17 protein-coding genes are annotated in these 20905 nt (G+C 46.3%); 14 read left to right on the plus strand and 3 right to left on the minus strand.

Translation table 11 applies throughout. The features are described from left to right. Positions 1-17 precede the first annotated feature (17 nt). From M2125_RS07765 to M2125_RS07775, 3 genes are all read left to right on the plus strand, one after another. The gene (locus M2125_RS07765) at positions 18-1196 is read left to right on the plus strand and encodes an MFS transporter (protein ID WP_076023667.1); all 1179 of its coding nucleotides are present in this window, start codon (positions 18-20) and stop codon (positions 1194-1196) included. Between the two features lie 69 nt (positions 1197-1265). Beyond that, complete coding sequence (gene ssb / locus M2125_RS07770) at positions 1266-1724, plus strand: single-stranded DNA-binding protein (RefSeq protein WP_076023668.1); 459 nt, start codon at positions 1266-1268, stop codon at positions 1722-1724. A 182-nt stretch (positions 1725-1906) separates the two neighbouring features. After that, positions 1907-3079, plus strand: a complete 1173-nt coding sequence (locus tag M2125_RS07775; protein WP_076023669.1) for a hypothetical protein — start codon at positions 1907-1909, stop codon at positions 3077-3079. A gap of 27 nt (positions 3080-3106) precedes the next feature. On the opposite strand, the gene queF is transcribed toward M2125_RS07775, so the two are convergent. The 3 genes from queF to ilvA are packed head-to-tail and all read right to left on the minus strand — an operon-like array spanning position 3107 to position 6401. After that, a complete protein-coding gene (queF, locus tag M2125_RS07780) occupies positions 3107-3934 on the minus strand; it encodes an NADPH-dependent 7-cyano-7-deazaguanine reductase QueF (RefSeq protein WP_076023670.1) in 828 nt (275 codons plus the stop codon). A 19-nt stretch (positions 3935-3953) separates the two neighbouring features. Beyond that, positions 3954-4865: a 5'-nucleotidase gene (locus M2125_RS07785; protein WP_076023671.1), complete on the minus strand. Its 912-nt coding sequence runs from the start codon at positions 4863-4865 to the stop codon at positions 3954-3956. Positions 4866-4880: 15 nt separating this feature from the next. Further along, a complete protein-coding gene (ilvA, locus tag M2125_RS07790; RefSeq protein WP_280742802.1) occupies positions 4881-6401 on the minus strand; it encodes a threonine ammonia-lyase, biosynthetic in 1521 nt (506 codons plus the stop codon). A 133-nt stretch (positions 6402-6534) separates the two neighbouring features. On the opposite strand from ilvA, the gene M2125_RS07795 reads away from it, so the two are divergent. The 11 genes from M2125_RS07795 to M2125_RS07845 are packed head-to-tail and all read left to right on the plus strand — an operon-like array spanning position 6535 to position 20900. Next, positions 6535-10374, plus strand: a complete 3840-nt coding sequence (locus M2125_RS07795; protein WP_076023673.1) for a DUF3683 domain-containing protein — start codon at positions 6535-6537, stop codon at positions 10372-10374. Then, positions 10374-10760: a gamma-butyrobetaine hydroxylase family protein gene (locus M2125_RS07800; protein ID WP_076023674.1), complete on the plus strand. Its 387-nt coding sequence runs from the start codon at positions 10374-10376 to the stop codon at positions 10758-10760. Before M2125_RS07795 ends, M2125_RS07800 begins: the two co-directional genes overlap by 1 nt. A 30-nt stretch (positions 10761-10790) precedes the next feature. Continuing rightward, positions 10791-11534 (plus strand): bifunctional demethylmenaquinone methyltransferase/2-methoxy-6-polyprenyl-1,4-benzoquinol methylase UbiE, encoded by a 744-nt coding sequence (gene ubiE, locus M2125_RS07805; RefSeq protein ID WP_076023675.1) that lies wholly within the window; start codon positions 10791-10793, stop codon positions 11532-11534. Between the two features lie 27 nt (positions 11535-11561). After that, positions 11562-12467, plus strand: a complete 906-nt coding sequence (locus M2125_RS07810; RefSeq protein ID WP_076023848.1) for a Tim44 domain-containing protein — start codon at positions 11562-11564, stop codon at positions 12465-12467. A 53-nt stretch (positions 12468-12520) separates the two neighbouring features. Beyond that, positions 12521-13141, plus strand: coding sequence for a ubiquinone biosynthesis accessory factor UbiJ (locus M2125_RS07815; RefSeq protein ID WP_277541960.1), 621 nt, complete (start codon positions 12521-12523; stop codon positions 13139-13141). 3 nt (positions 13142-13144) lie between these two features. Continuing rightward, positions 13145-14731 carry a ubiquinone biosynthesis regulatory protein kinase UbiB gene (gene ubiB / locus M2125_RS07820; protein WP_280741664.1) on the plus strand — a complete coding sequence of 529 codons (1587 nt, stop codon included), beginning with the start codon at positions 13145-13147 and terminating at the stop codon, positions 14729-14731. Between the two features lie 52 nt (positions 14732-14783). Continuing rightward, positions 14784-15437: a DUF502 domain-containing protein gene (locus M2125_RS07825; protein ID WP_076023678.1), complete on the plus strand. Its 654-nt coding sequence runs from the start codon at positions 14784-14786 to the stop codon at positions 15435-15437. 16 nt (positions 15438-15453) lie between these two features. Then, positions 15454-17253, plus strand: a complete 1800-nt coding sequence (aspS, locus tag M2125_RS07830) for an aspartate--tRNA ligase (protein WP_076023679.1) — start codon at positions 15454-15456, stop codon at positions 17251-17253. 29 nt (positions 17254-17282) lie between these two features. After that, positions 17283-17723: a dihydroneopterin triphosphate diphosphatase gene (nudB, locus tag M2125_RS07835; RefSeq protein WP_076023680.1), complete on the plus strand. Its 441-nt coding sequence runs from the start codon at positions 17283-17285 to the stop codon at positions 17721-17723. A 27-nt stretch (positions 17724-17750) separates the two neighbouring features. After that, positions 17751-19574, plus strand: coding sequence for an ABCB family ABC transporter ATP-binding protein/permease (locus M2125_RS07840; protein WP_076023681.1), 1824 nt, complete (start codon positions 17751-17753; stop codon positions 19572-19574). A 9-nt stretch (positions 19575-19583) separates the two neighbouring features. Next, entirely contained in the window at positions 19584-20900 is a 1317-nt protein-coding gene (locus M2125_RS07845; protein ID WP_076023682.1) for a glycerate kinase type-2 family protein, read from the plus strand. Positions 20901-20905 lie beyond the last annotated feature (5 nt).

Consider the following 20905-nt stretch of genomic DNA (forward strand, 5'->3'; position numbering starts at 1 on the left):
TAATATAGCTCTTTCCTATGAATCCTTCTGAACTTCGCTCAACTCTCGCCTTAGCGGGCATCTTTGGCCTTCGCATGCTAGGTCTTTTCTTGCTTTTACCGGTCTTTAGCGTCTATGCGCGCGGCTTACCGGGCGGGGAGCACGCCCTTTGGGTGGGGCTCACTCTGGGCATATTCAATATTGTTCAGGCTTGTTTGTATATCCCCTTGGGGAGGCTTTCTGACCGCATAGGACGAAAACCTGTAGTTTTCTGGGGTCTTTCTCTCTTTGTGGCTGGTGCCCTGATATGCGCAGCCCGTGATGATCTCATCTGGATTGCGATTGGGCGGGGTGTGATGGGTGCAGGTGCTATTTCTGCGGCTATATCGGCCTGGGTCGCAGACTTAACCCGTGAGCAAGTGCGCACCCGAGCCATGGCTTTGGTGGGCGGTAGTATTGCCCTCTCCTTTGCTCTTTCCTTGGTGATTGCTGCGCCAATCTATCGCATGATTGGGATGGGTGGAATTTTCATCATTTTGGCGATTCTTGGAGTCTTGGCGATGGGGGTGACCTATTTTGTTCTACCCAATAACAAACCCGAGCTCAAAGCGGCGCAAGCATCTTTAAAAGAAGTCTTTTTACGCCCGGAATTAATGCGTCTGAATGCCGGCGTCTTTGTTTTGCATGCCACCCAAGTGGCTATGTTTTTAGTGGTACCTCGTTTATTGGTACAAGCAGGCTTACCTTTAAGTTCCCATTGGGAGATTTATTTGCCAGTAGTACTACTCTCATTCTGCTTGATGGCACCCGTATTGATCATGGGTGAGAAGAAACAAAAACTGCGCAATGTGCTCTTGATTGCGATTATTTTGCTTTTCATTGCAGAATGCGCGTTTACCCAGGCTGGCTCTGTAATGGCTATCGCGGTTGGCTTGTTAATTTACTTTGTCGGATTTAACTTGCTGGAAGCTTTGCAGCCTTCATTGGTATCTCGTTTTGCCAAAGAGTCTAAGGGTACCGCTTTGGGGGTTTACAACACCACGCAATCGATTGGCCTCTTTTCAGGGGCTGTGATTGGGGGTTGGTTAATGGATAGCCATGGCCAGTTATCCGTCTTTGTCATGGGCGCAGTACTGCTTTTGTGCTGGCTTATAATTGCCTGGTCTATGCAGGATTTGCCAGCAAAAGTGGTAGATGCAAGCGCTGCAAAAGCATAGACCCATCCGTAGCTGCTTTATATTTTTTTAATCGATTTATTCACATCATCATTTTCTTCGGGAGACAACATGGCTTCGGTAAATAAGGTCATCATCGTAGGTAACGTAGGGCGCGACCCAGAGACACGTTATATGCCAAGCGGCGACGCCGTTACAAACATCTCAGTAGCAACTTCAGATCGCTACAAAGACAAACAGTCAGGTGAGATGAAAGAAACCACAGAATGGCACCGCGTTGCATTCTTTGGCAAGCTTGCTGAGATTGCTGGGCAATACCTCAAAAAAGGTTCACAGGTTTATGTTGAAGGTCGTTTGCGTACGCGCAAATGGACTGATGCAAGCGGTCAAGAAAAATATTCCACTGAGATCGTTGCAGAAACAATGCAAATGCTTGGCGGTAAGCCAGTAGGCGGTAGTGAAGGTGGTGGTGAAGGTTATAGTCGCCCACGTTCTGTAGAGCAGTCCGCTCCAGCCGCATCTTCAAGCGCAGCATCGCTAGGCGCAATGGATGACGACATTCCGTTCTAAGGGAGACCTAAAGGTATTAGTTAACAACTAATCAAATAAACCCCTCTTAGCCTTGTGCTTACAGGGGTTTGTTCTTGACTTCATTCTTTTGCATTGCTTTTTAACAAAAAGTAGCAATACTCTTAAAATAAGACATGCAAATAAATAGGTTCACGAATTCAGTCCTCAGCCTTTTGGGGATTATGGCCATATTACTTGCGCCAGCCCCTTCTGTTGCAGCACCATTTTTCTTCCCAGATGTGAATCCTTCTTTTGGTAAGAGCGATCCGCCAGATTGGTTGCATGATGGTAGAGGAAATGATGGTTATGTCACGATTACATCTGAAGTGATCCCAACGAGTGCTTGCACGCAAATGTCTAGCCATCGCTTTTGGGGATCTGACAAAACACAATTAGTTTTATCCATTACGAGCTATGGCTTCAAAAATAAATTAGACAAACTAGAAGTTCCGATTGCGACATTTGACGGGCGTGAGAATGGCTCTCAGTGTGCATCTTTGAGTACAACCCCATTACAAGTCGTGCCGATGACCAATATGGCTTCTTATTCCATATTGAGTCCAGGCAAGCTTTCTTTGGTGCTCAATGTGAAGAGTTCTAATGATTCCAATCAAGACTATGTTGGTTCGGCTAAATTCTTATTAGGGGCGGCAGCTATCGTGGCTACTGGTGGCTCTGCTGCAGCTATTGGGGGTGTATCAACTGCTGTGGGCAGTTCGGTGGTTTCTGATACCCAAACCAAGGCAAATACTTTGCTGCAGGGCATGATTGATGCAAAGGTTCCAATCTCATTTAGTTGGCCTGAGCTACGTCAAGGTATTCAATCTGTAGAGATCCCTGTGTATAAAACCGATCAAGATATTAATAAGATTACCGATAAAGAGATTGAAAAATTACAAAAGGATCCAAAGGCGGATAAGCAATTACTGTTTACCGTGAAGCTTAGTTTTCAATTCTCAAGAACCTTGTTTTATCCCACCATGGTAGATATCGATGATTTAGTCAATCGGGAGAATCTATCCTCGCAGCATGTTTTAAATCACTTGGCGCCGGAGTCTACTCAGAACTTTATGCAGATTTTGAATAACTCATCACCCAGTCTGCTGCAAAAAATTGGGCGTTCTGATGGCTCTGATTTAGCGCGAGCCTGCTCTTCAGGTTTTGATAAGTTAAAAGTTGCGGGTCTAGATAATGTCGATATTGCGATTGTGATGAAATCATTTATAGATGAAGCAAAAGCTACCGAGACCTGGTACTCTAATCCTGAAATAGTAAGGAGTTGCTTTGGTCAGGCACCCAGCATTGCTTCCTATTTAGAAAAGATTTATGACCCCTCATCAGCTCCCGCAAAGTAGCGGAGAGCCGATGAGTTTGCTGGCGTGCTATTGCCTTGCGTGACGTGTGTTATCAGGCCAAGGCGCATTATGATCTGTGCGAAATGGATTGATATCCAGCCCGCCCCGTCTTGTATAGCGCGCATAAACAGATAATTTTTCTGGCTTGCACTGGCGCTTGATATCAGAAAAAATGGTCTCGACACAATGCTCATGAAATTCGCCAAGTTGTCTAAAGCCAATGAGGTAACGCAATAACCCTTCTTCTAATATCGGGCGTCCTTGATAGCGAATTTGGACGCTGGCCCAATCAGGCTGTCCTGTTACTGGACAATTGGATTTAAGTAGATGCGAGACCAAGCATTGCTCTATTGGACCAAAGGAATCGTTCACTCCAAGTAATCCTGGATCAGCGGAAAGATTGGGGTCAACCTCAATATCGAGTCGATCGATGAGAACGCCGGTCATTTCTTGCATCCCTTTTTTGGCAACCACATCAGTTGGGTAGATGCGAGTCGATACTTTGCTGCCAGCCACCGCAGATAAATCAGTGATGATTCTTTCGCGTACCGCATCTTCATTTTCAAAGCGGGCGCTATTGAGGCTATTGAGATAGAGCTTGAATGACTTCGATTCAATCATGTTGGGAGAATCGGCGGGCACTTGAAACTCAGCTAAGGCAATTTGTGGTTTACCCCTTTGATTGAGCCAGCTTAATTCATACGCATTCCAGATATCCACACCGACAAACGGCAGGACTTGATTAGCCTCAATGCCTAACTTTGCGCGATTTTCAGAGCGGGGAATTGGAAAAAGCAAACTCGGATCGTATTGATCGGGATATTGCGATGCTTGGCCGAGCGGTAATGTTGCCATAATGAAGTTCTTGATTTACTTAATTTGTTTTAGGCTTATTCGATACGCCAGAGACTACGTGACCGGTTGGTGCAACCGATGCTGCTGATTGGCAATGGCCAGTCTGATCATCAAAGAAAAAATCAGGCTCGAATTCGCGTAGGAATTCGCTCTTTGAGAGCCCCCCTAAGAACATCGCTTCATCTACATCAATGCCCCAAGCCATCAAGGTGCGAATTGCGCGCTCATGTGCTGGAGCTGAGCGAGCAGTGACTAGGGCCGTGCGAATACGCATGCCTTTTTCGCTGGTGGTGCGTTGCAAGCGATGCAGTGCCTCTAGAAGCGGTTTAAAGGGACCCGGGGGCAATGGAATGTCAGCTTTCTTGCTCTCATGGGCGACAAATGCCTCTAGGCCTTTATCTTGAAAAACTTGTTCTGCTTCGTCTGAGAACAACACGGCGTCTCCGTCAAATGCGATGCGAATTTCATTAGGGTGTGATTCCGCAGTTTTTGTGGATTCAGGATAAACGCGTGCCGCAGGAAACCCGGCTTCAATAGTTGCGCGCACGTCATCTTCATTAGCCGAAAGAAATAGATTGGCATGCAATGAACGCAGATAACTATAAGGAGGGCGCCCTCTGGTAAATACCCCACGTTCTAAATGTAAGCCATGATGTTTGGCTGAGCGAAATACACGCAAGCCGCTGACTGGATCATTGCGCGACAGAATGACAACCTCGACTCTTTGCTGACCCTCCTCATTAAAGGCAAGTAGTTTTTTAATGAGGGGAAATGCCACGCCAGTTTGTGCTGCCTCACCTAGTCGATCAAGCTGTAGTTTCATATATGCGCTGTCATCGGTTGATTCGAAGATACGATTTTCTTCTTCAAAATCAAACAGGGCGCGCGATGAAATCGCAACAACCAGTTTTCCAGTGAGTGTGTAGGACATTTTTTAAATAGAGTCTTATTTTAGAAACAGTCGATAAGCTGGATTATTGGTCTCATCCCAATGTGGATAGCCAAGAGAGGCCAAGAAATTTTGGAATTTCTTCTGCTCATTTTTGGGAACTTGAATACCCACCAAGATACGACCATAGTCAGCGCCATGATTGCGATAATGGAACAGGCTAATATTCCAGTTAGGCGCCATGCTGGTCAAGAATTTCATCAAGGCTCCAGGGCGCTCTGGGAATTCAAAGCGATAGAGCAATTCGTCGTTCGCGAGTGCTGAGTTTCCGCCAACCATGTGACGCAGATGCGATTTGGCTAACTCATCATGGGTTAAGTCAATCGTTGCAAATTTAGCCTTGGTAAAGTGATTCGCAATAGCAGCACTATCAGTCGCTTTTTGCGTGCCAATGCCAACAAAGATATGGGCTTGATTTTGATCGGTGATACGATAATTAAATTCAGTGACGTTGCGCTTGCCCAGTAATTCGCAGAAGCGTTTAAATGAGCCGCGTTCTTCGGGGATGGTGACGGCAAATACTGCCTCACGGAATTCACCAACGTCCGCGCGTTCCGCAACAAAACGCAAACGACTGAAATTCATATTTGCACCACAAGCAACTGCTACCAAGGTTTTTTTCTTGGTGCGATGGGTCTCCACATACTTCTTCATGCCGGCAATAGCCAAGGCGCCAGCAGGCTCCAGAATGCTTCGAGTATCGGTAAAGACATCATTAATTGCCGCACAGATCTCATCTGTATCGACAGTGATGATGTCGTCAACTACCTTTTTGCAAATACGGAAGGTTTCTTTGCCCACCAGCTTGACTGCCGTGCCATCTGAGAAGAGGCCTACATCCTTCATCTCGATGCGTTTATTGGCTTTGAGAGAACGACGCATCGCATCTGAATCGGATGCCTGTACGCCAATAATTTTGGTCTTTGGGCTAATGGCTTTGGTGTACTCGCCAATTCCAGAGATGAGGCCACCACCACCGATGGCTACAAAGATGGCTTCGATAGGCGCTTGATGTTGCTCGAAAATTTCCATGGCAATCGTGCCCTGTCCAGCAATGACATCCGGGTCATCAAAGGGGTGAACAAAGGTTAAGCCACGTTTTTTCTCAAGAAGTTCTGAATATTCAAATGCGTCGCTATAGGACTCGCCATGCAGAATGACCTCTACCCAGGAGCCGCCTCGAGCTTTTACAGCCTCAATTTTGACGCTGGGAGTAGTGGTTGGCATCACAATGACGGCCTTACATTTCATTTTGGAGGCCGCTAGGGCCACCCCTTGAGCGTGATTGCCTGCCGAGGCTGCGATGACCCCGCGTTTTAAGGCTTCCGGGGGTAAATGGGCCATCTTGTTGTAAGCGCCACGTAATTTGAAGGAAAAAACCGGTTGGTTATCTTCTCTTTTGAGTAAAACTTGGTTGCCTAAGCGCTTGCTGAGTGCAGGAGCGAGCTGTAATTCAGTTTCCCTGGCTACATCGTAGACTCGGGCCGATAAAATTTTCTTTAAATAGTTCGTTGCCATCTGATGAGCGTACCACGGATGGCCCTAAGCCCTTAGATTTGAAAGGGTTTATTTCCGCCAGCAGCAACTTTGTCGGATTCCTGCCAATATCAGCTTCGCTCTATTAAAATGCTTATTTATCAAATATGACGCTATGAACGCTCCATTGGCTTTAAATCAGTTGTTGGACGCCGAGGCGGGCACCCCCCGTTTACGCGAAATTCCCTACAACTACACCTCTTTTTCCGATCGAGAAATCGTGATTCGCCTCTTGGGCGAGGAGTCTTGGCGCGTTTTAAATGACTTGCGCGGTGTACGTCGTACTGGCCGTTCTGCGCGGATGTTGTTTGAGGTCTTAGGTGATATTTGGGTCGTACAGCGCAATCCATTCTTGCAAGATGATTTGCTGGATAACGCCAATCGCCGCAAGCTCTTGATCGATGCCCTCTGGCATCGTCTGGGTGAAGTGAAAAAACGCTCTAGCGGCGATTCTGCAGATCAGGTGCAGATCTTATTGAATGCTGCACATCGCGCAGTCGACAATTTTGAGACTGGGTTTAAAGAAGTAGAGCAGTTACGTAAGCGCGCCCTCAAGATATTGGGTCGTCATACCGCTACTGACAATATTTGTTTTGACGGCGTGTCGCGTGCAGCGCATGTGACTGATGCTACTGACTGGCGGGTGGAGTTTCCCTTGGTGGTTCTCAAGCCTGATTATGAATCTGAAATTCCTGGGCTCGTAAAAGCCTGTATTGAATTGGGCCTGACCATCATTCCACGTGGAGGTGGCACTGGCTACACCGGCGGTGCAATTCCTTTGTATGCAATGTCAGCCGTGATCAATACTGAGAAGTTGCAAGATATTGGCGGCGTCAAACTCAAACGTTTGCCAGGGGTTACTCATGAAGTGTCTACCATCTTTACTGGTGCAGGCGTTGTAACGCGACGTGTTTCCGACGCCGCAGAGCATGCTGGGCTTGTATTTGCTGTCGATCCAACCTCAGCTGATGCCAGTTGCATTGGTGGCAATATCGCGATGAATGCTGGTGGTAAGAAAGCCGTTCTTTGGGGTACTGCACTAGATAACTTGGCTAGCTGGAGAATGGTTGATCCAGAGGGTAACTGGTTAGATATCGAGCGTCTTGATCATAATTTAGGCAAGATTCATGAAGTTGATCAAGTGCGCTTTGAGTTAACTTGGTCGGATGGTTTGAGTGAGCCAGGCGAGCGTATTCTGAAAAAAGAAACTCTCCAAGTAGAAGGCAAGCGCTTTCGTAAAGAAGGTTTGGGTAAGGATGTTACAGATAAGTTTTTATCTGGACTACCAGGAGTTCAAAAAGAAGGTTGCGACGGTTTAATCACGAGTGCCACTTGGGTCTTGCATCGCATGCCTAAATACATGCGTACTGTTTGCTTAGAGTTTTTTGGTCAAGCACGAGAAGCCATTCCAAGCATTGTCGAAATCAAGGCCTATTTAGATGGCTTGAGTAAACAAGGTGGCCCAATATTGGCTGGCTTAGAACACTTAGATGATCGATACCTCAGGGCGGTTGGCTATTCCACTAAATCCAAGCGTAATAGCTTGCCAAAAATGGTTTTGATTGGTGATATCGCAGGTGATGACGAAGCAGCGGTGGCAGCGGCAACCAGTGAAGTTGTGCGTATGGCTAATTTGCGTGTCGGCGAGGGCTTTGTTGCTGTGAGTGCGGAAGCGCGCAAAAAGTTCTGGTTAGACCGGGCCCGTACTGCAGCCATTGCGCGGCACACCAATGCCTTCAAAATCAATGAAGATGTAGTGATTCCATTGCCGCGGATGGGTGAGTACACCGATGGGATCGATCGCATCAACATTGAGTTGTCCCTGAAAAATAAATTGCAAGTATTGGATGGTCTCGAGTCTTTCTTGAGAAAGAGCGCTTTGCCATTAGGTAAGGGCGATGATGACTATGAAATTCCGACTGCCGAGATTTTGGGCGATCGGGTGCAGCAGGCCTTGGAATTAATTGCGAAGGTGCGCACCCGTTGGTCTGACTGGTTGGTTGGAATGGATAACTATTTCTCACAGCTCCAGAATTTCAGTTTGCGTGCATCCTGGAAGGAGGAGGTACGCGCTGAGCTAAGGATTATTTTTGGCGGTTTAGCATTCGAACCGATTTTGGCTGAGCTCGAAGCAACGCATAAGCGTATATTGCGTAAGCGGGTGTTTGTCGCCTTGCATATGCATGCAGGTGACGGTAACGTACATACCAATATTCCAGTCAATTCTGATGACTATGAGATGTTGCAAGATGCGCATCATGCAGTTGATCGCATTATGAAATTAGCCCGCTCTTTAGATGGCGTGATTTCGGGTGAACATGGTATTGGTATTACCAAGCTTGAATACCTCACTGAAGCAGAGTTAAAGGACTTCCGTAGCTATAAAAATCGTGTGGATCCTGAAGGTCGTTTCAACAAAGGTAAGTTAATGCCCAACGCCGATCTCAGCATGGCTTACACGCCGAGCTTTGGTTTGATGGGTCATGAATCGATCATCATGCAGCAGAGCGATATTGGCGCAATTGCTGATAGCGTGAAAGATTGCTTGCGTTGCGGTAAGTGCAAGCCAGTGTGCTCTACGCATGTACCACGCGCAAACTTGCTTTACAGTCCACGCGACAAAATCTTGGCAACTTCATTGTTGATCGAGGCATTTTTATATGAAGAGCAAACGCGTCGCGGTGTATCCATTCGTCATTGGGAAATGTTTGATGACGTTGCTGCGCATTGCACAGTTTGTCATAAATGCTTAACACCATGTCCGGTCAAAATTGACTTCGGTGATGTGACTATGAACATGCGTAATTTATTACGCAAGATGGGCCAGCAACGTTTTAACCCTGGTACGGCTGCATCCATGTTCTTCTTAAATGCAACCAGCCCAGAAACAATTAATCTAGCGCGTACGGCTATGATTGGCTGGGGATATAAGTTGCAACGATTAGGCAATGATGTGCTGCGTAAATTCGCGCGCAAACAGACTACCCATCCACCAGCGACGGTTGGTAAGCCAAGTGTGAAGGAGCAAGTTATCTTCTTTGTTAATAAGAAGATGCCGGGCAATTTACCGAAGAAAACAGCGCGTGCACTGCTTGATATTGAAGATGCCAATTACGTGCCAATTATTCGAGATCCTAAAACCACTTCTTCAGAAACCGAAGCGGTGTTTTATTTCCCAGGTTGCGGCTCTGAGCGCTTATTCTCACAAGTAGGCTTAGCGACTCAAGCAATGCTGTGGAATGTCGGTGTACAAACTGTATTGCCACCAGGTTATTTATGTTGCGGCTATCCGCAGCGCGGCAATGGTGACTTTGATAAAGCGGAAAAGATGATTACCGATAATCGGGTTCTATTCCATCGGGTTGCTAACACCCTCAATTATTTGGACATTAAGACAGTGGTAGTTTCTTGCGGAACTTGCTACGACCAATTAGCAGGCTATCAGTTCGAGCAAATTTTCCCCGGCTGTCGCATTATTGATATTCATGAGTATCTCCTCGAGAAGGGCGTCAAGCTGGAGAATGTGACGGGCGTGAAGTACATGTATCACGATCCGTGTCACTCCCCAATGAAATTGCAAGATCCTTTAAAAACGGTAAATGAACTTATTCAGCTTGAAGATGGCAAAGCCATTCAGAAGAATGACCGTTGCTGTGGTGAGTCAGGTACATTGGCTGTCACGCGCCCAGATATTTCTACTCAAGTGCGTTTCCGCAAACAAATTGAAATGGAAAAGGGCGCTAATGAATTGCGTAAAGATGACTTTACTGGCGATGTCAAAGTCTTGACTAGTTGCCCTTCTTGCTTGCAAGGCCTAACCCGTTTTGATTCCGATAGTGATACCACTGCCGACTATATCGTGGTTGAAATGGCTCAAAAATTATTAGGTAAGAACTGGATGCAAGAGTATGTAGTTAAGGCCAATCAAGGTGGTATCGAAAGGGTATTGGTTTAATGATTCCAACTAACCTCGTGGTGCATCAGCAATCCAAGGTATTAGAGTTGACCTATGAGAATGGGAGTACGTATTGTTTGCCGTTTGAATTATTGCGCGTACTCTCACCCTCTGCTGAAGTACAAGGACATGGCCCAGGGCAAGAAACCTTGCAAACTGGCAAAAGAGATGTATTGATTACCAGTCTTGAACCAGTGGGACATTACGCCCTTAAGCCTACATTTTCAGATGGGCATGACTCTGGTTTATTTACTTGGGATTATTTATATAAGCTATGTGAGAATCAAGAACAACTCTGGTTAACTCATCTAGAAAAGCTGGCTGCCGCTGGGCTAGATCGAGATGCCCCAATGACTAAGCAAGGTCATTCTTGCGGCAGTCACTAAAAGTAATTATTCAGATAGAGAGCGCCATTCATGAGTAAAACGCACTTCGGTTATCAAAGCGTAGATGAAGCAGAAAAAGCTGGCAAGGTTGCCGAGGTATTTCATTCTGTGGCTGCGAAATACGATGTGATGAATGATTTGATGTCATTTGGATTACACCGTGTTTGGAAAAAAATCACTATTGCGCGTGCGCAAGTTCGTCCTGGCCAGAAGGTCTTGGATATTGCAGGCGGTACTGGAGATTTGGCTGCCGCCTTTGCTCGCGCAGCTGGCTGGGGTCAAAACACCGAGGCGCAGGTATGGTTAAGTGATATTAATGCTTCGATGCTAGGTGTTGGTCGCGACCGTTTGCTTGATCAGGGCTTAGCTTTGCCATGTGTTCAATTCGATGCTGAGAAGATTCCATTTCCAGAAAATCATTTTGATGTGGTGACTGTGGCATTTGGTTTGCGCAATATGACCCATAAAGACGTGGCTTTAGCCGAAATGCGTCGCGTGATCAAACCAGGTGGTCGCGTGCTTGTCTTGGAGTTTTCAAAACCTGATGCCTTTTTGCAGTCTGTGTATGACGCTTATTCATTCAAGGTGCTACCTTGGTTGGGTGAGAAGATTGCTCAGGATTCAGAAAGCTATCGCTATCTGGCTGAATCTATCCGGATGCATCCAGATGCGGATGCCTTAAAAGAAATCATGCTCGGCGTTGGATTTGATGAGGTAGAGACTCATCGTATGACAGGTGGTATTGTTGCTTTGCATATTGGTTTTAAATATTAAGCAAAGAGGTTTTATATGGAATACCAAATGAATCAGCGTTTCTTCAAAGCATTACTAATTAGCCTGAGTTTGTTGCTCGCTTTTGTTGGACCAGTAAACGCTGCACGTTTGGGCGGTGGCAAAAGTTTTGGTCGCGCACCTAGCGCCCCCATTCAAAGGCAAGCTACGCCGCTCCAAAAGCCAGCGCAGCAGACCCAAGCAGCTCCTGCTGCACCTACTCCTCAAGCACCTACGCCAAGTCGTTTTGGTGGAATGGGTGGGATGTTGGGAGGCTTGGCTGCTGGATTAGGCATTGGTTATCTTTTATCTCATTTTGGCTTGGGGGAAGGCGCTTCCTCTTTAATTACTGGTTTGCTTCTTGCTGCTTTAGCTGGATTTGCGATCATGTTTGTCATTCGCAAATTACTTCCCGCAAGCTCGGTCATGACGCAATCCAATCACCTGAGGCAAGGGATGCAGCGTACAAGTGAATCTGGCTTACGACAAGAGCCGGCATTTACCCCTGCCGCAAATGCATTTGCTGGTGTTGGCTTAGAGGCTCAGCCTTTCCACTCAACTTTGCCCCCTGGTTTTGATGAGTATGCTTTTTTAGCCAATGCAAAGCAGTACTTCATTAGTTTGCAAAAGGCTTGGGATAGCGGTGACTTGGGGGCATTGCGCGAATACACAACGCCTGAAATGTTTGCAACCATCTCACAAGATTTATCCGGCCGTAGTGATAGCGCTAATCAAACCGATGTCTTGACCATAGATGCCAAATTATTGGGAATTGAGACTGCGGATGCGAGTTATTTCTGTAGCGTCCAGTTTTCAGGCTTAATTCGCGAGCAAATAGATGCACCTGCTAATCATTTCTCTGAAATCTGGAATCTAACTAAGCCTTTAGAGGGTCCTGGAGGCTGGGTACTGGCGGGTATTAGGCAGTTGGTTTAAGCTTAGGGCACTTTCCATTGGAAAACCCGCGTACTTGCGGGTTTTTTACACTCATGAATAGCACTTCTTCAACCACACACACCATTGCAGCTGCCACAGCCTGCCGCGGGATTAATCATGTGCTCTCTGCTGAGCCCTGGGCGATGACTGAATTAAGTCGACATGCCTATAAAACCATCTTGATAGAAATGCCGCTTGGCAATCTTGGTTTTGAATTAAGTTCAGAAGGCCTGCTTAAGGCGGCTTCCGAAATAGAGCAGCCATCCCTAATCTTGAGCATTTCAGCAAAAGCATTAACTGAAATCCTTGGCAGCCCAGGCAATTTGCGGGAACAGGCATTTAAAGCGGTGAAGATTGCAGGTGATGCAGATTTGGCGCAATTATTAGGTCGATTAATTGGTCAGGTTCGCTGGGAGTATGAGGAGGATTTATCTCGTTTGCTAGGTGATGCGCCTGCACACTTTACAGTTAAGCAAGGGAAAAAATGGCTCTCTGCAAGCAAGTTGGCTGCTGGTGATTTGCTTGATAACGTGGTTGAGTACGTTAGCGAAGAAAAAAAAGTATTACTAAATAAGCGTGATTTTGCTAACCGCAAGGCAGAATTAAATGATTTACGAGATGCGGTAGACCGCATCGAAAAACGCATTCAATTACTAGAAAAAAAGGCTTTATAAATCGTGCGTCGACTAGCTCGTCTTTTCTATATCTTTTTTACAGCATGGCGCTATGGCTTATTGCCTCTATTACGTGACCTCTTAAGACCTGGCATTCGTAAGGGCTTCTTAACCATGCTGTGTTGGCTTTCTCCCAATTCAAAGATGCCGCGAGGCGTACGCATTCGCTTGACGCTAGAAGCTCTTGGACCGATCTTTGTGAAATTTGGTCAAGTTTTATCAACACGTCGTGATCTTCTGCCAGAGGATATTGCGAATGAATTGGCCAAACTACAAGATCAAGTTCCACCATTTTCAAATGAAGAGTCGCGCCGCTTAATTGAAGTAGATCTAGGTCAATCCATTGAAGAGATCTTTTTAGAGTTTGATGCAACACCGGTAGCGAGTGCTTCTGTAGCGCAGGTGCACTTTGGGGTATTGCGAGGCACTGAGAAGCATCCCGAGTGGCATGGACGAGCAGTTGCCATTAAAGTACTGCGCCCCGGCATTCTGCCAGTCATTGAGGGCGACATTGCACTTTTATATGATTTAGCAAAAATTGTTGAACGTAGCTCCGAAGACGGTCGTCGCCTCAAGCCACGCGAGAACGTGGCTGAATTTGATACCTACTTACATGACGAATTGGACTTAATGCGCGAAGCAGCGAACGCGAGCCAGTTGCGTCGGTACTTTGTGGACTCCAAAAAATTGATGATCCCTGAAATGTATTGGGATTTCTGTCATACCAATGTCATTGTGATGGAAAGGATGAATGGGGTCTCCATCGGTCGTACGAAGGTCTTGCAAGAGGCGGGTGTCGATTTTAAAAAGTTGGCTGCTGATGGCGTTGAAATATTTTTTACTCAAGTGTTTGAGTATGGTTTTTTCCATGCAGATATGCATCCTGGAAATATCCTCATTAGCTTAGAGCCAGAAACATTCGGAAGATTTATTTCCTTAGACTTTGGAATCGTTGGCGCACTGAGTGAGTCCGACAAAAATTATTTAGCCCTTAATTTCTTGGCATTTTTTAATCGCGATTACCGTCGCGTCGCTGAACTGCATATTGAATCTGGTTGGGTTCCTGCAAACACAAGAGTAGAAGAGTTAGAGGGGGCGGTGCGCTCCGTATGTGAGCCTTATTTTGATCGCCCGCTCAAAGAGATATCTTTAGGACTTGTCTTAATGCGCCTATTCCAAACCTCAAGACGCTTTAAGGTAGAAATTCAGCCGCAATTGACCTTGCTCCAAAAAACCTTGTTAAACGTAGAAGGCCTTGCCCGCCAACTAGATCCGGATCTGGATCTTTGGAAAACCGCTAAGCCAATCCTGGAAAAATGGATTAGTCAGCAATTAGGATGGCGTGGTTTGATCGATGGCCTGAAGGAAGAGGCACCCTCTTGGGCAAAAATTCTCCCTACTTTGCCGCGCCTGATTGCCCAAAGCTTGGATCAGGGTCATCGGCAAAAGAATGAGAAAAACCCAGAATTAGAGGTTTTGAAAGCACTTTTGCTCCAAGAAAGACGCACTCATCGGCTTTTAGTAGGGGCCTTACTCTTTGCTGGTGGGTTTTTGGCTGGAATTTTGATAATTAGCTCCGGTATTTACTAGTCCCGCCCCGTTGCCACTTTAACCCGCTAAAATGCTGGGTTAGGCAAGGAATATGAAAAAATACTTTATCGCTGGCATTCTCGTTTGGGCTCCTATGGCAGTCACTATTTGGGTGATTACCTGGGGCTTGGGCTTGCTTGATGGTGTTTTTGGCTCAGTAGTGCAGGCCATTATGGCAGTACTTCCTCGTGAGTCTGCTGCAGAACTTCAGCGTTTCCGTGAGCTACCTGCAGTGGGTATTTTGATTGTGGTCGCTGTAGTCATGTTTACTGGCTTAATCGCAATTAATTTTGCTGGGCAGTGGTGGTTAAAAGTCTGGGATAAGTTTGTAAACCGTATTCCGGTAGTGCGTTCCATCTATTCAAGTGTCCAACAAGTTTCTTCCACCCTATTCTCTGGTAGTGGCCAAGCATTCAGTAAGGCACTGTTAATTCGTTACCCGCATCCGAATTCTTGGGCTATTGCGTTTCAAACTGGAATCCCTGCAAAAGAAGTCAGCAGTAAGTTGGGCGAGGATTACGTCAATGTTTTCCTGCCAACCACCCCAAACCCCACCTCCGGTTTTTTTATGATTGTTCCTCGCGCAGAAACAATTCAACTAGATATGAGTGTCGAGGAAGCGTTGAAGCATATTGTTTCAATGGGTTCTGTGCCACCCACGAGTTCAACTGGCCTGACTTCAAGTCAGTCACCAAGTCATTTTTGATTTATAGGAAATTGTTATGTCGATGCGAAGCCATACCTGCGGTCAGGTAACCGATTCACTGATTGGTCAAGAGGTCACCCTCTCTGGATGGGTCAACCGCCGCCGTGATCATGGGGGTGTAATCTTTATTGACTTGCGCGACCACCAAGGTTTTGTGCAAGTTGTTTGTGATCCGGATCGCCCAGAAATGTTTGCGCTTGCCGAGCAGGTGCGTAATGAATTCTGTATTCAGATCAAAGGCTTGGTACGTGCCCGCCCAGCTGGTACTGAGAATGCTGACTTAGTTAGCGGCAAAGTAGAAATCTTGTGCCACAGCTTGGTGATCTTGAATGCTTCGGTTACACCACCATTCCAATTGGATGATGAGAATCTCTCCGAAACAACCCGCTTAACCCATCGCGTTTTAGATTTACGTCGTCCACAGATGCAAAAGAATTTGCGTTTGCGTTACAACGTAGCCATGGAATGCCGTCGCTATTTAGATGAAGCCGGATTCATTGATATCGAAACGCCAATGCTTACCAAAAGCACGCCAGAAGGTGCGCGTGATTATCTAGTGCCTTCCCGTGTGCATGATGGCCAGTTCTTTGCTTTGCCGCAATCTCCCCAGTTGTTTAAACAATTGTTGATGGTTGCTGGGTTTGATCGTTATTACCAAATCACGAAGTGTTTCCGGGATGAGGATTTGCGTGCTGATCGTCAGCCAGAATTTACACAGATCGATTGTGAAACTGCTTTCTTAAGTGAGTTAGAGATTCGTGATTTATTTGAAAACATGATTCGTCATATTTTCAAGAAAACCATGAACGTTGAATTGCCTAATCCATTCCCAACCATGCCTTACTCAGAAGGTATGGCGCGTTTCGGATCTGATAAGCCAGATTTGCGTGTGAATTTTGAGTTCACTGAATTAACTGATTTGATGAAAGATGTTGATTTCAAGGTGTTTTCTGGAGCTGCAAATCAAGCAGGTGGTCGCGTAGTTGGTTTGTGCGTACCTGGTGGCGCAGAGATCAGTCGAAGTGAAATCGATGACTACACTCAGTTTGTTTCTATCTATGGCGCTAAGGGCCTAGCTTGGATTAAGGTGAACTCAATTGCAGAAGGCCGTAATGGCTTGCAATCACCCATTGTGAAAAATTTACATGATGCAGCGGTAGAAGGCATTCTCAAACGTACTGGTGCAAAAGACGGCGATATTATTTTCTTTGGAGCAGATAAAGAAAAAGTAGTGAACGATGCCATGGGTAATTTGCGTTTACGTATTGGCCATTCTGCTTGGGGTAAAGAGCATGGACTCTTTACTGAGGGTTGGAGACCATTGTGGGTGGTTGACTTCCCAATGTTCGATTACGACGATGGCGAGGCGCGCTGGGTTGCTTGTCATCATCCGTTTACTAGTCCCAAAGATGAGCATATGCAATATCTGGAGTCTGATCCGGGCAAGTGTTTGGCGAAGGCTTACGATATGGTCCTCAATGGTAGCGAGATTGGTGGTGGATCGGTTCGTATTCACCAAGAGGCTGTACAGAGCCAGGTATTCCGTGCCTTGAAGATTGGTGCTGAAGAGGCACAAGCCAAGTTTGGGTTCTTACTCGATGCGCTTCAGTATGGCGCCCCTCCTCACGGCGGTATCGCCTTTGGTTTGGATCGTATCGTGACCATGATGACTGGTGCAGAGTCGATTCGTGATGTGATTGCTTTCCCGAAAACACAACGTGCTCAGTGCTTATTAACCCAGGCTCCCAGTCCGGTTGATGAGCGTCAATTGCGCGAATTGCATATTCGTTTGCGTCAAGCAGCCCCTGCTGCGTAATTGCATATCAGAACGCTAGCGCGCTTATCTTGAAAATCCCCATTTCGGTTTTAGTTGTTATTTACAAATCGACTGGGGATGTTTTATTAATTGAGCGAGCAGATCGGAGCGGCTTTTGGCAGTCAGTCACAGGCAGTCTTGATGCACCCGATGAAGATCTAGCAACAGCAGCTGCAAGAGAGGTGCTGGAGGAAACTGGTATTGATATTACCTCCTTGCCAGAAGGCGCATTGCAAAATATGCACCACCAAATTGAGTATGAGATTTATCCGCAGTGGCGTTATCGTTATCCTCCTGGCATCACTCAAAATACGGAACATTGGTTTTCATTGGAGGTTCCAGACAATACGAGCGTTACACTTGCGCCTAGAGAGCATGTGGCTTACCAGTGGCTACCCTTTGAACAAGCTGCTAAGCAATGTTTTTCTCGTAGCAATGGCGAAGCGATCTTGCATCTCTTTTCAGCATAGCTAGTGATAACTCACTAAGATAGTGTCATGAGACATTCATCTGGTCGACACCACGCAGATCCTTCTGCAAATTCTTCTAAAGACAATGATTGGCGTGTGATACGCGATTTATTGCCTTACTTATTGGAATATAAATTTAGGGTAGCGCTTGCTCTAGCGTGTTTGATTGCGGCAAAACTTGCGAATTTAGGTATTCCAATTTTGATGAAGCGCTTGATTGATGCTCTCAACATCAAGGCGGATGCCCCTCAAGCTTTGGTGATAGTGCCGGTTGCTCTCATTATTGCCTATGGCGCATTACGCATCTCGGCATCCCTCTTTAATGAATTGCGTGAAGGGATTTTTGCGCGCGTGACTCAAAACGCAGTACGCAAAGTGGCATTGCAAGTTTTTGAGCATTTACATGCTTTGGCCTTGAGTTTTCACCTAGCGCGTCAAACTGGAGGTGTTAGTCGTGATATCGAGCGTGGGACGCGTGGCATCCAGTCCTTAATTTCCTATTCACTCTATAGCATCCTACCGACCTTAATTGAGTTTTGTTTGGTGCTGGGTTACTTTGCATACTCCTATGACTTTTGGTTTGCGGGCATCACCTTAACTGCCTTGGTTTTGTATATTGGTTTCACGGTCTTGGTTACTGAGTGGCGCACTCACTTTAGAAGAACCATGAATGAAATGGATTCAAAGGCAAATCAAAAAGCCATTGATTCTTTGCTGAATTTTGAGACCGTGAAATATTTTGGCAATGAAGCTTTTGAAGCAAAGCGCTACGACGATAATTTGATTCGATATCAAGCTGCTGCAATTAAATCGCAAAAGTCTTTAGCGCTATTGAATTTAGGTCAGCAAACTATTATTGCAACAGGTTTGGTATTGATTTTATGGCGGGCTACGCTGGGTGTCGTCAATGGCAGTATGACCTTGGGCGACTTAGTATTAGTTAATACCTTGATGATTCAGTTGTACGTCCCACTTAATTTCTTGGGCGTGATTTACCGCGAGATTAAGCAAGCGTTAACGGATATGGATCGAATGTTTTCTTTGCTCAATACCGAAAAGGAAATTGCAGATGCTCCAGGCGCATCCCCATTGCACATTCAAACGCATTCATTGGGACCAGATGTGCGTTTTGAGCACGTTTCTTTTCATTACGATGCCAAACGTGAAATCCTAAAAGATGTCAGCTTTCATATCCCTGCTGGAACTATTGCTGCTGTAGTTGGGCAAAGCGGGGCGGGTAAAAGCACCCTAGCACGCCTGTTATTTCGCTTCTATGACATTCAATCTGGATCTATTTTGATCGATGGTCAAAATATTCAAGATGTCACGCAAGCTAGTTTGCGTAAAGCAATTGGAATTGTTCCTCAGGATACGGTACTTTTTAACGATACCATTGGCTACAACATTGCCTACGGTGATCCAAGCGCCTCCACCGAGGCAGTACACGAGGCTGCGCGAGCGGCACAAATTGATGGCTTTATTAAGCACCTTCCCGATGGCTATCACACCCAGGTTGGGGAGCGTGGCCTCAAGTTATCCGGCGGTGAAAAGCAGCGGGTTGCCATTGCCCGTACTTTGTTGAAAAAGCCAGCCATGCTCATTTTTGACGAGGCAACCTCAGCTTTGGACTCGAAAACAGAGCGTGCTTTTCAGGAGGAATTGCTCAATTTAGCTAAAAATCGCACAACCCTGATTATTGCCCATCGACTTTCAACCATCATTCATGCCGATCAGATTCTTGTCATGGATCAAGGTCAAATTGTTGAGCGTGGCACCCATTCTGAGCTCCTCATGGCCAATGGCCGTTATACAGAAATGTGGCAAATGCAAGAGCGAGTGGCGCTTGATTAGAATAGAGTAATGACTCAAGAAACCATTCTTAAAAATGCTTTTGCAGCTGCATTGGCGGTTGCTGACCCCCAAAAGATCGTTCCCGAGCATTTGGGAAAAATCTTTCCAAATGGACTGAGCGGCCGATGTGTAGTAGTTGGTGCCGGCAAAGCCAGCGCCTCAATGGCCAGCGCCCTTGAGCGCCATGCAAAAGTGCATTGGCCTGAAGCCCAATTAGAGGGTGTGGTGCTGACGCGATATGGCCATGGCTCACCCACATCTCACATTAAGATTATTGAGGCTGGTCACCCCGTGCCCGATCAAGCGGGTATGGATGGTGCAAAAGCAATTTTTGCATTGGCCAATCAACTACAGCAAGGCGATGTTTTAATTGCTCTGGTATCGGGTGGAGGCTCTAGCTTACTCACACTCCCACAGGATGGTATCAGCATTGATGACATGCGCATCACGACCCAAGCACTTCTGCGTAGTGGTGCCCCTATTGAAGAAATGAATATCGTGCGCAAGCATTTGTCGGCGATTCTGGGGGGCAACTTAGCTAGAGTTGCAATTGATCGTGGTGCCCGGGTCGAGGCTTTATTAATTTCAGATGTGACCGGCGACTCACCCGCTGATATTGCTAGTGGGCCTTGTGCAGCAGATTACTCTAGCTATCAAGATGCCTTAGATATTTTGGCTAAATACCATCTCAATACAGAGCAAGTGCCTACCTCTGTTCTCAGTCATTTACAGAAGGGTGTGGCTGGCCAGATTCCTGAAACTTTAAAAGAGACTGATTTAAATAGCGCACACGTAGTCAATCATGTGATTGCCACAGCCCACAACAGTCTTGAAGCTGCCGCCACTTATATTAAAAGTGTTGGCTATCAACCCATTATCTTGGGTGACACCATTACTGGTGAAGCAAGAGATGTGGCGTTAGTGCATGCTGCAATTGCCCGAGAACTCTCCGGTTACCAATCTTGGGCCAAGCCGCCAGTGGCACTGATTTCTGGTGGAGAATGTACGGTGACTTTACCTCCGGGTATCGTGGGTCGTGGTGGCCGCTGCAGTGAATTCTTATTGGCTTTACTGGCAGCGACACCTGATATGTCCAATATTGCTGGATTGGCTGCAGATACCGATGGTATTGATGGTAGCGAAAAGAATGCGGGTGCTTGGTTTACTCCTGAAACGCGCCGTACTGCTCATGCAAGAGACATTCGTCCAAGTCATTTTTTAGCAGCCCATGATTGCTTTGGATTCTTTGCTGATTTATCTGCTTTGGTTGAAACTGGCCCAACGCTGACCAATGTAAATGACTTCCGTATTATTTTGATTGATTAACTAAA

Source organism: Polynucleobacter sphagniphilus (assembly GCF_029892205.1).
Classification (GTDB): domain Bacteria; phylum Pseudomonadota; class Gammaproteobacteria; order Burkholderiales; family Burkholderiaceae; genus Polynucleobacter; species Polynucleobacter sphagniphilus.

Bases quoted from the DNA above. Each gene is read 5' to 3' on its own strand.
- M2125_RS07765 (WP_076023667.1), top strand. From the start codon at position 18: ATGAATCCTTCTGAACTTCGCTCAACTCTCGCCTTAGCGGGCATCTTT.
- ssb (WP_076023668.1), top strand. From the start codon at position 1,266: ATGGCTTCGGTAAATAAGGTCATCATCGTAGGTAACGTAGGGCGCGAC.
- M2125_RS07775 (WP_076023669.1), top strand. From the start codon at position 1,907: ATGGCCATATTACTTGCGCCAGCCCCTTCTGTTGCAGCACCATTTTTC.
- queF (WP_076023670.1), bottom strand. From the start codon at position 3,934: ATGGCAACATTACCGCTCGGCCAAGCATCGCAATATCCCGATCAATAC.
- M2125_RS07785 (WP_076023671.1), bottom strand. From the start codon at position 4,865: ATGTCCTACACACTCACTGGAAAACTGGTTGTTGCGATTTCATCGCGC.
- ilvA (WP_280742802.1), bottom strand. From the start codon at position 6,401: ATGGCAACGAACTATTTAAAGAAAATTTTATCGGCCCGAGTCTACGAT.
- M2125_RS07795 (WP_076023673.1), top strand. From the start codon at position 6,535: ATGAACGCTCCATTGGCTTTAAATCAGTTGTTGGACGCCGAGGCGGGC.
- M2125_RS07800 (WP_076023674.1), top strand. From the start codon at position 10,374: ATGATTCCAACTAACCTCGTGGTGCATCAGCAATCCAAGGTATTAGAG.
- ubiE (WP_076023675.1), top strand. From the start codon at position 10,791: ATGAGTAAAACGCACTTCGGTTATCAAAGCGTAGATGAAGCAGAAAAA.
- M2125_RS07810 (WP_076023848.1), top strand. From the start codon at position 11,562: ATGAATCAGCGTTTCTTCAAAGCATTACTAATTAGCCTGAGTTTGTTG.
- M2125_RS07815 (WP_277541960.1), top strand. From the start codon at position 12,521: ATGAATAGCACTTCTTCAACCACACACACCATTGCAGCTGCCACAGCC.
- M2125_RS07825 (WP_076023678.1), top strand. From the start codon at position 14,784: ATGAAAAAATACTTTATCGCTGGCATTCTCGTTTGGGCTCCTATGGCA.
- aspS (WP_076023679.1), top strand. From the start codon at position 15,454: ATGTCGATGCGAAGCCATACCTGCGGTCAGGTAACCGATTCACTGATT.
- M2125_RS07840 (WP_076023681.1), top strand. From the start codon at position 17,751: ATGAGACATTCATCTGGTCGACACCACGCAGATCCTTCTGCAAATTCT.
- M2125_RS07845 (WP_076023682.1), top strand. From the start codon at position 19,584: ATGACTCAAGAAACCATTCTTAAAAATGCTTTTGCAGCTGCATTGGCG.